The following is a 13,016-nucleotide window of genomic DNA, read 5'->3' on the forward strand; positions in this document are numbered from 1 at the left end:
CGACGGGAAGGGGGGCTTCCATGCTGGTGCACGCGCGGGCTCAGACACGCTGGATCGTGCTGGCGGTCGTCGTGGCGCTCCTCGCCGGCGCCGTCCTCTACCTGCAGCTGCGCAACCCGATCGCCGCCGGCGTCCAGGCCGAGACCGGTGCCGCGCGCCCGGTGGTGGAGGGCAACCGGATCGTCGATGCCCGCAGCGGCCGCGACTTCGTGCCGCGCGGGGTGAACTGGAGCAGCTTCGAGTACGCCTGCGCGCAGGGCTGGGGGATGTCCGCCCTGGACAACCTGGTGGCGAGCGATCCCCCGGAAGCCGAGGCCGCGGCGATCCGCCGGTGGGGCGCCAACACCGTGCGGCTGCCCCTCAACCAGGACTGCTGGCTGGGCACCCGCGGCGCCCCGGTCAGCGACCAGTACGAGGAGCGCACCGTCGCGGGCTACCGCGACGACGTGCACCGGTTCGTGACGGCCCTCAACCGCGCCGGCATGGTCGTGGTGCTCGACCTGCACAGCCGCAAGCGGATCGGCCAGCCGGAGTTCGGCAACCTCGCGATGCCGGACTCGGAGTCGATCGCGTTCTGGACCTCGGTGGCCACGGCCTACCAGGACAACCCGTCGGTGATGTTCGACGCGTTCAACGAGCCCTACTCCCGCTACAGCGCCGGCGGCGACCGGCTCCTGTTCGACCTGACCTGGGAGTGCTGGCGCGACGGCGGCTGCCAGGCGCCGGTCGAGGACGACCAGACCGCGACGCAGGGCCAGGTCACCTACCCGGTGCAAGGCATGGCCGCCGTGGTCAGCGCGATCCGCGACGCCGGCGCCGGGCAGCCCATCCTGCTGGGCGGGCTCGACTACGCCAACGACCTCAGCCACTGGCTGGAGTTCGCACCCGACGACGACCAGCTGGTGGCGGCGTTCCACTCCTACGACTTCAAGGCGTGCGCCGACGCCGGCTGTTGGGATCGGGTGCTGGGTCCCCTCGCCGAGTCCGTGCCCGTCGTCACCGCCGAGCTCGGCGCCCGCCGGCCCGAGGACGGGTACGTCGGGCGCTACCTCGACTGGGCCGACGAGCACGGTCTGGGCGCGCTGTTCTGGGTCTGGGCCGACCACCCGGCCGACCCGATGGCGCTGGTGTCGGACGAGAGCGGCCGCCCCACGGCGTACGGACGAGAGGTGCGCGGCTGGCTCACCGGACACCTCCCGACGTGAGTCAGACCACCCGGGCGGGCTGCTAGATACACAGGCGGTCCACGTGCGGTCAACGATCGGTCAACAGTCCGTCAACGCTGGACCAGACCGCACCAGATCGGCTCGAAACCCCACTACCGTAGGTGTTCGAGAGGTACATCGATCGGTGAACGGCACCCGTGGGGGCGTGCCACCATGTGCCCGCAAGCGGGCTCGGGACCGGGGATGGCACCTGAGCAGGGGGGAAGCATCATGTCGGTGCAGGCGGGTCCGTCGCGTCCGGCAACCAAGTCGGTCGGCGCCGCGGTCGTGGGGCTGATGCTGACGTTGGTGATCCTCGTCGTCGCCATGCTCACCTTCCTCATCGCGCCGCTCGTGGCGCTCGGTGTCGCCTACCTCGCGTACGCCGTGATGCGGTCGCGCGGCAGCAGCACGCGGCCCAAGCCCGCGCAGCCGGGTGCCGCCGGACACTCAGAGCAGGCCGGGCGCACCTCGCCCGGCGGCTTCGGCTTCGGAGCGGGGACCTCACCGTGACCACTACCCAGTCCGGCAAGCCCGGCACCGAGACCCGCCGCCTCCCTCGGCTCACCGACGGGGTCGACCGGGACCTGCGCCACCTGATCCCCGAGGGCATCTGCCGCACGTTCCGGGTGATGCCGTACGCCTCGGCGAACGGCACCGTGCTGGTGGCCGCCGCCGATGCCGACGACGCCATCACCGCCCAGGTGGTCGCCGAGCGGATCGACCGTCCCGTGCAGCTCGTGCGCCACACCGTCAACGAGATCGTGACCGCGATCGACTCGGTCTTCCCGCCGCAGGAGACGGAGGTCGAGTCCCCGGACGCCCGCCGGGCGCGGATGCAGATGGCCCAGATGCTCACGCGCAGCGGCCTGATCACCGACGAGCAGCTGCAGCGCGCGATGCTGGAGTACTCCCGGACCGGTGACGCGCTCGGCGACATCCTGGTCTCCCACGAGGCGATCACCGAGGACGTCCTGGTCGCGGCGCTGTCGGAGATGTACCAGATGCAGCGCGTCGGCCTCGCCGACTTCACCCCCGACCTCGAGGTCGCGCGCCGGCTGCCCGAGACGCTCGCGCACGGGTTCCAGGCGGTGCCGGTCGCGGCGACCGACGACCTGGTGCTGCTCGCGGTCGCCCGTCCTCTCGACGCCGAGCAGTCGGCCGAGGTCGAGGAGGCCCTCGGGTCACCGTTCCGCCAGCTGCTGGCCAACCGCACCGAGCTCGACCAGCTGATCCAGCGCGTGCACTCGCGCCACTACGCCGAGATCTCGACCCGGCTGCTCATGGAGACGCGGCCCGAGGAGTCCGCGCACGTGGTGATCTCCGGCGGTCAGAAGGCGGGCCTGGTGCTCACCTTGATCGTGATCGTGTTCTGCGGGGTGATCTGGCCGATGCCGACGGCGATCGGCCTGGTCGCGGCGTGCAGCCTGCTCTACCTGGTGGTGTCGTTCTACAAGTTCCGCCTCACGCTGCGGGCCCTGGGCACCCACCTGGAGACCGACGTCACCGACGAGGAGATCGCGGCGATCGACGAGCGTCAGCTGCCGATCTACACGATCCTCGTCCCGCTCTACAAGGAGGCGGGCATCGTCCCGCGGCTGGTCCGCGACATCAACGCCCTCGACTACCCGCGCACCCGCCTGGACGTGAAGCTGCTGTGCGAGGAGGACGACGAGGAGACCGTCCAGAAGATCCGCGACATGCAGCTGCCGCCGCACTTCCACCTCGTGGTGGTGCCCGACAGCCAGCCGAAGACCAAGCCGAAGGCGTGCAACTACGGCCTCCAGCTCGCCAACGGCTCGTTCTGCGTGATCTTCGACGCCGAGGACCGGCCCGACCCCGACCAGCTGAAGAAGGCCGTGATCGCGTTCAGCCGGGTCGCGAGCAACGTGGTGTGCGTCCAGGCGAAGCTCAACCACTTCAACCAGGACCAGAACATGCTCACCGCGTGGTTCGCGAACGAGTACTCGATGCACTTCGAGCTGGTGCTGCCCGCCATGGGCGCGGCCGAGTCCCCGATCCCGCTCGGCGGCACGTCGAACCACTTCGTGACCGACAAGCTGCGCGAGCTCGGCGCCTGGGACCCGTTCAACGTGACGGAGGACGCCGACCTCGGGATCCGGCTGCACCGCGAGGGCTACCGGACGGCGATGATCGACTCGACCACGCTCGAGGAGGCGAACTCCCAGGTCCCCAACTGGATCCGGCAGCGCAGCCGGTGGAACAAGGGGTACATCCAGACCTGGCTGGTCCACATGCGCAACCCGGTCCGGCTGCTCTCCCAGACCGGCCTCAGCGGCTTCCTCAGCTTCAACCTCACGATGGGCAGCGCGTTCGTGCTGCTGCTCAACCCGATCTTCTGGGCCCTCACGACGCTGTACGTGTTCACCCAGGCCGGATTCATCGAGCAGCTGTTCCCGGGCATCATCTTCTACGCCGCGAGCGCGCTGCTGTTCGTCGGCAACTTCGTGTTCGTCTACCTCAACGTCGCCGGCAGCCTGCATCGCGGTGAGTTCGGCCTGACCCGCACGGCCCTGCTCTCGCCGTTCTACTGGGGCCTGATGAGCTGGGCCGCCTGGAAGGGCTTCATCCAGTTGTTCACCAACCCGTTCTACTGGGAGAAGACCGAGCACGGCCTCGACGAAGGACACGAGTCATGAGCCTCACCCCACGAAGCCGCTCGCTTCCCCCGCTGCGCTCCTCCAGCTCACGCCTCCGCGGGGACCCCGAATGAGCACCGTGTCCGTCGTCCACACCAAGGACCGCCTCAGCGGCGTGGTTCAGCTGGTCGGCCGCCGGCCCAACGACGTCGAGCGCCGCTGGTGGGAGAGCGCGCTCGTGTTCGCGTTCTTCACGGTCGCCTACACCTGGTTCGGCTACTGGATCGTGGTCGACCTGCACGTGGTCGGCTTCGAGACGCTCGACCGTCTCAACCGCGCCCTCATGGTGTGGCACAACGACCCGGCGAAGCTGTCCGCGATCGGCTTCGACTACCCGCCGCTCGCCACGCTCCTCATCGCGCCGCTGGCGATCTTCCGCGGCCTGGTCACGTCGCTCGCGGTCGTGCCGCTGGCCTCGGCGATCTTCGCGGCGTTCACGATGGTCGCGTTCAACACGATGATGCGGCGCGCCCTGATCGCCGGTCCGCTTCGGTACGCGGTGCTCCTGGCACTCGGCGCCAACCCGATGGTGCTGCTGTACGCGACCACCGGCACCCGGCACTTCGTCTGGATCGCCCTCGTCGTCACGGCGTTGGGTGCGCTGTTCGCCTGGTACATCACCGCCGACGTCCGGTTCGTGATGCTGGCCGGGATCGCGTTCTCGATCGCCGCGCTGGCCGGCTACACCAGCCTCACGTTCTTCGTGCTGAGCGCGATCATGATCGGCGCGATCCTGGCGCGGCTCGGAGCCGACGGCACCGAGGTCGAGGGCACCGTGGTCGGGTTCGCCTCGCCGACGGTGTACGTCGTCGCTCTGTGGACCGTCTTCAACTTCATCCTGCTGTTCAAGCCCTTCGCCTGGATCACCCGGTCCAGCGACGCCGCCGCGTCCGGCGGCCTCGACACGTTCTCCGCCGTCGAGCTGCTCCGCAGCACCGGCGAGCTCGTGCTGTACGGCGCACCGATCGCGATCATCGTGCTGCCCGCGCTGATCTTCGCGGGCGTGGCCCGCGGCAACCCGTTCGCGCTGTGGCTCGGGGTGATGCTCGGTGCCGCGATCATGCTGCCGTCGGCTGCGGTCGTGCTGCGACTGACCGACTCCCCGATGCTGATGCGCAACGCCCTGCCGATCTTGATGATCAGCATGATCGGGGCCATCTGGCTGGCCCGTTCCGCCGAGGAGGGCAGCACCCTGGTCGCGGCGCTCATCGTCGTCGCACTCGTGGTGAGCATCCCCTGGACGATCCAGGAGATGAAGACCTACCGCTACCAGAACCTCGAGGCCCCGTTCGCGGCCGCGATCACGACCGGCGAGTCGCAGGAGGGCGCCGAGACCCTCAACAACGAGAAGGTCGGCATCTTCTCCGAGCAGGCGATGGCCGAGTACATCTCCAACAACGTCTCGCGCGACAACTCCATCCTCACCGACAACGCGCAGACATACGCGGTGATGATGCTGACCGGCCACCCGGAGTACTTCTTCGACCGGGTCGACCAGAGCGACGGTCCGTGGAAGATCGCGGCCCGCGATCCCGCCGCGCACGGCGTCGACTACCTGCTGATGTCGGTCTCGGACAACGGCGACCTGCTCACCAAGCTCTACCCGGACGCCGCCGCCGGGTCCGACGCGTTGTTGCAGGTCGTGTTCCGCACGCCGCGCTACGTGCTGGTCAGTGTGCCCGCCAACTACCAGCCCGGCGGCGTGACCACCGGGCAGCTCGGGGGGTAGTGATGACCGACGAGAAGCCGCGCATCGCGCCCCCGCCGTCCGTCGACGACGTGCTCTCCGCGTTGACCGACCAGTCCCGGATCGGGAAGGTCGACTTCACCGCCGCGCTGGCCACCGAGGTCGTCGAGCCACGCACCTCGCGCCTGAACAGCCAGGCCGAGGCCCGAGCCGCGCTGCGGCGGGTGCCCGAGCCGGTGCCGGCGCCGATCACCGAGCCGCGGCCGCGCGCCGAGCAGTCGCCCGAGCCCGAGCCCGCTCCTGAGCCCGAGCCCGCTCTTGAGCCCGAGCCCGAGCCTCAGCCCGAGCCGGCGCGGCCCCGGGCCCGACGCGCCCGCACACCGCGCAAGCCGCTCTCGGTGGTCGAGGAGCTCGTCGAGGAGCCGGCCGCGGACGAGCCCGTCGCGGAAGAGCCGGTCGCCGAGGAGCCCATCGCCGAGGAGCCCATCGCCGAGGAGCCCATCGCCGAGGAGCCCGTCCCTGAGGAGCCAGCGTCCGGTCCCGAGTCCGACGCCGGGCCAGTGGCGAACGCCCCCGAGCCCGAGCCCGCGCCCGCGCCGGAGCCGGAGCCGCAGCCGGAGCCCGCGCTGACGCGCCCGCCCCTCACCCCTCCGGTCGACCTGGCCCGGACGGTCGAGGAGATCGCGCACGGCGTGATCGACCGCATGTACGCCGCCGAGCAGGCGACGTTGCACCACCTCGAGGCCATGGAGCTCGAAGCGGCCCGCCGCTATGAGCTGGTCACCGCCCAGGCGGAGCTGGATGCCGAGCTGATCCGCCTCCAGTCGCGCCGCGAGGCGCACGCGATCGTGACCGCCGCGCGGATGCGCGCCGGCGAGCTCGACGACCTCGACGACGACCCCGGGGACCACGGCCACCGGCTGGCGGTCCTCAGCGATGCGATCTCACGGGTCGCGGACACCACCGAGGCCTCGCTCCTGCGGTCGCGGACCCGAGAGACCGGACCCTCCCGATGAGCACCCCGATGAGCACCCGCCGCCCCCGCCGCCCCCGCCGCCGCCGCCGCAGCCAGTACGCCGCCGCCGTCGTCGCGGCAGCCGCCGTCCTGCTCTCCGGGTGCTCCACGAGCGGGCCGGACAAGGGCTCCGGCGGGAACGTCGTGGTCACCGTCGACCCCACCCTGTCCCCGGGCGTGGTCGTGCCGGAACGGCGGTTCTTCAACGACAGCTCGCCGTGGAACCGGCGCATCGACAGCATCCGGGTCGACCCCCGCTCGGACCAGATGATCCAGTACGCACACGAGCGCCTCGGCGTGATCGAGGGGCCGGGCTCGACGCAGATCCAGCGTCGCGACATGGTCAACGCCGGCCTCTACATCAACACCACGCGGTGGACGGTCCCGGTCGTCGCCGGTGGCCGCCCGACCAAGCTGGTGTGCCGCCAGCTGGTCTGCGGCGACGGCGAGAACACCACCGTGCTCAACATCCCCGACGACGTCGACCCGGATCCGCGCTACGACGGCTGGTACACCGTGTTCGACACCTCGGCGTCGGTCGCCTACGACCTGTGGCGCGCTCGTCGCGAGTCGGACGACACGATCTCCTACAACTACATGCGCAAGTGGGACCTCAACGGGCCCGGGTACAGCGACCCGTGGACCGAGGGTGCCCGCGGCTCCGGGCTGCCGCTGTTCGCCGGACTGATCCGGGCCGGAGAGCTGGAGTCCGGCGAGATCCAGCACGCGCTGGCGATCAGCGTGCCCGGCCCGGCACTCGGCCTGTTCGTGCAGCCGGCCTCCTCCACCGACGGCAACGGCCGGGTGCGGTCGCTGCCGGAAGGCGCGCGGATCCGGCTCAAGCGCGACGTCGTGCTCCCGGCCCCGCGGGACCCGCGGACCGGCAAGATCATCAAGCTCACCAAGCAGCAGCAGCGGCTGGCCGACGCGATCGTCGCCTGCCTGCGCACCTACGGGGCCATCGTCGTCGACCGCGCGGCCGTCCCGACCCTCTACGCCCAGCGAGACGTCACCGACAGCCTGATCCGCGGCAACGAGCTCCAGGGGCTCACCCTCGACGACTTCGAGGTCCTGCCCCTGGGCAAGGTCTTCCACTACCCGCCGCAGGAGAACGAGACGGCCGTCGACCCCAGCTCGAGTCCGAACGCCTCGCCGTCCACGTCGCCTACCGAAGGGGGCGCAGCCCAGTGACGCGCAACCGCTCGAAGCTGATCGGGACGCTGGCCGTGGCGGCCGTCTCGCTGGGGATGTTCACCGCGTGCTCGGACCCCTCCCAGAAGGCCACCGACACGGTGACCCAGGACCAGGCCAAGGAGTTCCGCGAGAACAAGCTGCGCCAGCAGGACATCGACAAGGCGTACGCCGCGCTGCCGACCCGTCCGACCGGCGTCGTCGACATCGACGGATCGACGAAAGGCTCGCTGACACCCTCCGAGATCGACCGCTACGAGACCACGGCCGACGCCGCTCAGGTCAACGCCGCCGACAACGGCGAGGACCAGGCCTTCCAGGAGCTGTGCGCCGGGCAGATCGACCTGGTCGACTCGGCTCGCCCGATCAGCCGGGCCGAGTGGGAGGCCTGCCAGGCCGTCGGGCTCGACGTGGTGCAGTTCCAGGTCGCCGCAGAGGCGATCGTGGTCGCGATCAAGTCCGAGACCGACGTCGGCGCCGACTGCCTCACGGTCGACCAGGTGCGCGACCTCTACCGCGCGGGCTCGCCGCTGACGAACTGGAGCCAGGAGCCGCTCGGCTTCGACGACGTGCCGCTCAAGGTCGGCGGCCCCAACCCGGACAACAACGGGTTCGGGTTCTTCGGCCGCTACGTGCTCGGCGCACCGGAGCCGTCCCAGGTCGACCTCCGCTCCGACTACTTCCTGGCCGACAACGACGAGGCGGCTCGCCAGTTCGTCGTCGGCAAGCCCACCCTGGCACTGCGTGCGTCCCGCTTCGACGACGTCAGCCGCCGGCGGGCGCAGGCCAACCAGGCCCTCCAGGACGCCCGCACCGAGATGGCGGCGGCCCAGCAGGAGCTCTCCACCGCGCTCGCCGAGCGCGCCAAGGGCATCCGAGACGAGCGTCTGCCGGCCGACAAGGCCAAGGACCAGCAACGGGTCGACGCCGCGTTCGCGCGCCGGTCGGTCGCCCGCAACCGGCTCAACGCCGTCGCTCTGCGCTACAACGATGTCAACGCCCTCTACAAGAGCACCGATGACGCCCGCCGCCTCTACGAGGCCTACCGCGGGCACGTCGCGTACTTCCGGTTCAGCTACTACGAGCTGTTCGAGGACCAGCTGCGGCCCTTCGAGATCACGATGCCCGACGGCCAGCGCAACTGCATCTTCCCCAGCCAGCGCACGATCACCAGCGGTGAGTACCCCCTGGCCCGTCAGCTGCTGATCACCACGACCACGCGGTCGCTGGCCCGGGCCGAGGTGCGTGACTTCCTCGGCCACTACGTCGCGAATGCCCAAGCAGGCGCAGACACCGCCCGGCTGGTGCCGCTGCCCGACGAGACCGTGCGGCTCCAGGAGGAGTGGCTGAACGGCGCGCAGGCCCCGGTGCTCTACGTCCCGGACGACACCGCCAGCTCGCCCTCTCAACCGGCCCCGAGCGAGAAGCCGGCGCGATGACGACCAGGGCCACCCGGCTGGTGGCGCTGGTGGCGCCCCTGCTGCTCGCCGCTCCGGCGCTCACCGTGGCGCCGACGTACGCCGCCCCCACGGCGAGCACCGTCACCGCGGCCGCACGCCGGCAGGTGCAGCAGTCCAAGCGGATCGTGGTCCAGTGGCAGGGCTACCAGAAGCGGCCGAGGTACCAGAAGGCGACGGACGTGCCGGGCATCGGTCAGGTCGAGCTCGTCTGCCGGCCCAACAACACCATGCTGCGGATCCGTGCCAACGACCGTAGCGCCGAGACCCAGATGTGGATGGCGAAGTTCGAGACCAAGGAGGGGACCGACCGGGTCGCGGTGAAGAACGTCCGCGTCTACCGCTACGCGACGGCGGCGGACGACGGCACCGGCGGCACGGGGCCGCAGGCCCACGAGGGTCTCAACCAGCAGACCCCGATCGAGGACTTCGCCCAGGGGTCGGCCTACGGCGTGATCAGCCAGCGACCCGGCCGCAACCAGCCCGGCGGCGGCGCCCTGGCCCTGCCCGTGACGTCGTTCAAGCTCACCTGGTACTGGGAGCGGTTCGCCTACCCGGGCAGCCAGTACTGCAAGATGACGCTGGCGTTGCACACCGACACCGACGAGCAGTTCGGGCTGAGCTGGCACGGCGACGACAACGCCGCGGCGAACCGGACCAGCACCACGACGATCCCCGGCTTCGGTCAGGCCGAGCTGGTGTGCGAGACCGGTCGCGCCGGGGAGCAGAGCGTGGCGCTGCGGCCTGACGACCCGGACGCGTTCATGGACTACGAGTACGTCCAGGGCGAGGGACGCACGAACGACCCCGACCACATCGCGCACTACAGCGACCTCGACTACGACCCGGAGACCGGGCTCCTGGGCCCCGTCGACCTGCCCCGCAACGGGATGATGCGGATCTGGTGGTCGGTCGGAGGGGTCAAGAAGACCTGGGTCCTCTCGTCCTACCTGGTCACCAACAACGCCGCCCGCCCGCACCTCAACGTGTGCGAGGTCGCGGCGACGCCGATGCCCTGACCTCGCGCGTCAGCGGGCGCTGAGCGCCTCGCGGACCAGGTCGAGCACCGGCACCTCGCCCGAGGTGATCCGATCCCGCGAGACCCAGGCGACCTCCGCGGAGGTGCCGTCCTGCTCGGCCAGCCGGGGGTCGGCGTCGACCGCGAGGTCAGCGGCGAAGACCAACGCCACCGAGTGGAAGTCCTCGTAGCGCCCAGACGGTGCGGTGCCGCTGAAGTGGTCGTCGTGCACGGTGAGGAGGTCACCGACCTGGCACTCGACGCCGGCCTCCTCCCGCACCTCCCGCACGACCGCGGCCCGGGGCGGCTCGCCGTGGTCGACGCCGCCGCCCGGCAGGGTCCACGAGCCGGTGTGGAACCCGCGGTCGGAGATCCGCACGAGCAGCACAGCGTCCCCACGGCTGATCAGCGCGTACGCGCCGAGCCGCTGGTGCCGGAACGGGCGGTGGTCGGCAACCGCCTCGAGCACCATCGGCGCGACCGGGACGGTCCCGTCGAGGACCTGCTCGGTGGGCTTCCAGGCGGCCTCGGACGTCGACCCGTCGACCTCGACCACGCGGGGCTCGGGGGCGTCGATCGGGACCCACCCGTCGTAGACGATGCGCAACGCGTGCGCGTCGACGCGGCGGCCGTCGCGCCACACCCCGGGCAGGTGCGCGGAGTAGACGCGCGCGGTCTCGCCGACCACCGCGTGCAGACCCGTCTCCTCGTAGATCTCGCGGATCACCGCGTCGCGGGGGTCCTCGCCGTGGTCGAGGCCGCCACCGGGCAGCGTCCACAGCTCCTCGGAGGTGATGCTGGGCGAGAGCCGGCTCAGCAGGATCCGGCCGTCGCGGATGATCACGGCGTACGCCGCCACCCGCTGCCGTTTGGGGAGCCCGACCACGAGTCCTCCCTCAGCCGAACGGCGGGCGGTGGTCGACGGCGATCGAGCGCCGCCCGGCCCAGCGCCACACCCGGGCCGCCCGGTCGCGGTCCTCGTCGGTCACCAGGTTGCCCATCCAGCGCAGGGCCAGGGTCATCAGCCAGTCCGAGCGCATCCCGGCCGGGCCCAGGGTCGGGAGCAGCCGCGGGATCGTGACGAGCCCGGCCAGCCGGCGAGCGATCGAGAACGACTCCCCGTAGTGCTGGCGCAGCAGCGCGGGCCATGCGGTCTCGAGGCCGGGCGCGTCCGCGGGACGCTCCGCGAGCAGCTCGGCGACCAGCCGTCCGGTCTCCAGGCCATAGTCGATGCCTTCGCCGTTGAGGGGGTTCACACAGGCCGCGGCGTCACCGATCAGGGCCCAGTTGGGTCCGGCGACGTTCGAGACGGCACCACCCATCGGGAGCAGGGCCGAGGTCGGCATCCGCAGCTCGCCCGAGAGCTTGAAGTCCTCCCGGCGCTCGTCGGCGTAGTGAGCCATCAGCGGCTTGATCGCGATGTCGGCGGGCCGCTTGGCAGTGGCCAGGGTGCCGACGCCGACGTTCACCTCACCGGTGCCCAGTGGGAAGATCCACCCGTAGCCGGACAGGACCTTGCCGTCCTGGCCTCTCAGCTCGAGGTGGGAGCTGATCCAGGGGTCGTCGGACATCTCCGATGAGACGTAGGCGCGCCCGGCCACGCCGTACACCGTCTCGCGGTGCCACTCCCGGCCGAGCACCTTGCCCAGCGGCGAGCGCACGCCGTCGGCGACCACCAGGCGGCGGCAGCCGATCTCGACCTCACCGCCCTCGGTGCGGAAGACGACGGCGGTGACCCGGCCACCCTCGCGGCGGACGTCGACGGCGCGAGCCCCGTCGACCGCGACCGCACCCGCCTTGATCGCGGTGGTGCGCAGGTGGTCGTCGAGCTCGGTGCGGGCGACCGCGGACCCCCAGTCGGGCAGGCTCCCACCGGGCCACGGCAGGTAGAGCGTCTGGCCGAAGCCGTGCGCCCGCAGCCCCTGGTTGACCGTGTGAGCGCGCAGCCAGTCCTCGAGACCGAGGCGCTGCAGCTCCCCGATCGCCCGCGGGGTGAGTCCGTCACCGCAGGTCTTGTCGCGCGGGAACACCGCCGCGTCGGCGAGCACGACGTCCAACCCGGCACGGGCCGCCCAGGTGGCGGCCGCCGACCCCGCAGGGCCGGCGCCCACGACGAGAACGTCGGTCTGCGCGGGAGTGCTCACGCTCCGATTGTCTCAGGCCGACCCGCCCGAACGAGAATCAGGCTCAGCCCGCTCAGCCCGCTCAGGCGCGACGGAAGGCCTTGTGCGTGATCAGGTGCACCTGGTCGTTGCGGCAGCCGGTGGTCGGGTGCGCGATGAACTGCGACGCGGTCTCGTTCGGGACGTACACCCGGAACCCGTCGACGTGGGTCGGCCGGCACTCGCGGCGCGGGTACACCGAGGCCACGGTCTCCGACACCGGGCTCACGACCTTCTCGCCGGGCTCGACCAGGAGCGAGCGGACCTTGCCCGGCACCCGGTCCGCGGGCGCCCCGATCTGGGTGCCGTCGCCACCGCCGACGTACGACAGCCCGCCGTAGCCGCCGGTGCGGCAGGCGTGGTCGGAGATGTTGGTCAAGACGATCCGGCCGTAGCGGTGGCTCATCGCCGCGTCGGTGTGGTGGAAGGAGGCCTTGAGCTCGGCGTTGGTGCACGGCGCGACCGCGACGGCCTGGGCGGAGCTCGACGGAAGGGTCAGCCCGGCGGCGAGGATGCCCAGGACTGCAGCTGTGTGGAGGATCTTCATGTCCCTGGGACGCACGCGGGGCCGGGAGAGTTGCCGACTCGTGCCCGATCAAATGTGAGCGTTCCCATTCGGGC

The 13,016-nt window shown here is 71.1% G+C and carries 11 protein-coding genes; 8 read left to right on the forward strand and 3 right to left on the reverse strand.

What is annotated here, in order from left to right; all coding sequences use genetic code 11:
* The first annotated feature begins 20 nt into the window (after positions 1-20).
* The 8 genes from AC3ANS_RS19925 (at position 21) to AC3ANS_RS19960 (ending at position 10,234) form a co-directional block, all read left to right on the forward strand.
* Positions 21-1,205 (forward strand): glycoside hydrolase family 5 protein, encoded by a 1,185-nt coding sequence (locus tag AC3ANS_RS19925; protein WP_488293316.1) that lies wholly within the window; start codon positions 21-23, stop codon positions 1,203-1,205.
* Positions 1,206-1,436: 231 nt separating this feature from the next.
* Positions 1,437-1,718 carry a hypothetical protein gene (locus AC3ANS_RS19930; RefSeq protein WP_488293317.1) on the forward strand — a complete coding sequence of 94 codons (282 nt, stop codon included), beginning with the start codon at positions 1,437-1,439 and terminating at the stop codon, positions 1,716-1,718.
* A complete protein-coding gene (locus AC3ANS_RS19935; RefSeq protein WP_488293318.1) occupies positions 1,715-3,865 on the forward strand; it encodes a glycosyltransferase in 2,151 nt (716 codons plus the stop codon). The genes AC3ANS_RS19930 and AC3ANS_RS19935 overlap by 4 nt, the downstream gene beginning before the upstream one ends.
* Before the next feature lie 70 nt (positions 3,866-3,935).
* Positions 3,936-5,594 carry a hypothetical protein gene (locus tag AC3ANS_RS19940; RefSeq protein WP_488293319.1) on the forward strand — a complete coding sequence of 553 codons (1,659 nt, stop codon included), beginning with the start codon at positions 3,936-3,938 and terminating at the stop codon, positions 5,592-5,594.
* A gap of 2 nt (positions 5,595-5,596) precedes the next feature.
* Positions 5,597-6,568, forward strand: a complete 972-nt coding sequence (locus AC3ANS_RS19945; RefSeq protein WP_488293320.1) for a hypothetical protein — start codon at positions 5,597-5,599, stop codon at positions 6,566-6,568.
* 8 nt (positions 6,569-6,576) lie between these two features.
* Positions 6,577-7,758 (forward strand): hypothetical protein, encoded by a 1,182-nt coding sequence (locus AC3ANS_RS19950; protein WP_488293321.1) that lies wholly within the window; start codon positions 6,577-6,579, stop codon positions 7,756-7,758.
* Positions 7,755-9,197, forward strand: coding sequence for a substrate-binding domain-containing protein (locus AC3ANS_RS19955; RefSeq protein WP_488293322.1), 1,443 nt, complete (start codon positions 7,755-7,757; stop codon positions 9,195-9,197). The genes AC3ANS_RS19950 and AC3ANS_RS19955 overlap by 4 nt, the downstream gene beginning before the upstream one ends.
* The gene (locus AC3ANS_RS19960) at positions 9,194-10,234 is read left to right on the forward strand and encodes a hypothetical protein (protein WP_488293323.1); all 1,041 of its coding nucleotides are present in this window, start codon (positions 9,194-9,196) and stop codon (positions 10,232-10,234) included. Before AC3ANS_RS19955 ends, AC3ANS_RS19960 begins: the two co-directional genes overlap by 4 nt.
* 9 nt (positions 10,235-10,243) lie before the next feature.
* Here AC3ANS_RS19960 and AC3ANS_RS19965 read toward each other — a convergent pair whose 3' ends face one another.
* The 3 genes from AC3ANS_RS19965 to AC3ANS_RS19975 form a co-directional block, all read right to left on the reverse strand.
* A complete protein-coding gene (locus AC3ANS_RS19965; protein ID WP_488293324.1) occupies positions 10,244-11,119 on the reverse strand; it encodes an NUDIX hydrolase in 876 nt (291 codons plus the stop codon).
* A 10-nt stretch (positions 11,120-11,129) separates the two neighbouring features.
* On the reverse strand, positions 11,130-12,377 hold the full coding sequence (locus AC3ANS_RS19970; RefSeq protein WP_488293325.1) for a geranylgeranyl reductase family protein: 1,248 nt from the start codon (positions 12,375-12,377) through the stop codon (positions 11,130-11,132).
* Between the two features lie 61 nt (positions 12,378-12,438).
* Entirely contained in the window at positions 12,439-12,942 is a 504-nt protein-coding gene (locus AC3ANS_RS19975) for a DUF4232 domain-containing protein (RefSeq protein ID WP_488293326.1), read from the reverse strand.
* Between the last annotated feature and the right edge of the window lie 74 nt (positions 12,943-13,016).

The sequence above is a fragment of the Nocardia sp. 149-1B genome, from assembly GCF_057747975.1.

Coding starts and splice junctions, on each gene's coding strand:
- AC3ANS_RS19925 (WP_488293316.1), top strand. CDS start 21: ATGCTGGTGCACGCGCGGGCTCAGACACGCTGGATCGTGCTGGCGGTC.
- AC3ANS_RS19930 (WP_488293317.1), top strand. CDS start 1,437: ATGTCGGTGCAGGCGGGTCCGTCGCGTCCGGCAACCAAGTCGGTCGGC.
- AC3ANS_RS19940 (WP_488293319.1), top strand. CDS start 3,936: ATGAGCACCGTGTCCGTCGTCCACACCAAGGACCGCCTCAGCGGCGTG.
- AC3ANS_RS19945 (WP_488293320.1), top strand. CDS start 5,597: ATGACCGACGAGAAGCCGCGCATCGCGCCCCCGCCGTCCGTCGACGAC.
- AC3ANS_RS19950 (WP_488293321.1), top strand. CDS start 6,577: ATGAGCACCCGCCGCCCCCGCCGCCCCCGCCGCCGCCGCCGCAGCCAG.
- AC3ANS_RS19960 (WP_488293323.1), top strand. CDS start 9,194: ATGACGACCAGGGCCACCCGGCTGGTGGCGCTGGTGGCGCCCCTGCTG.
- AC3ANS_RS19975 (WP_488293326.1), bottom strand. CDS start 12,942: ATGAAGATCCTCCACACAGCTGCAGTCCTGGGCATCCTCGCCGCCGGG.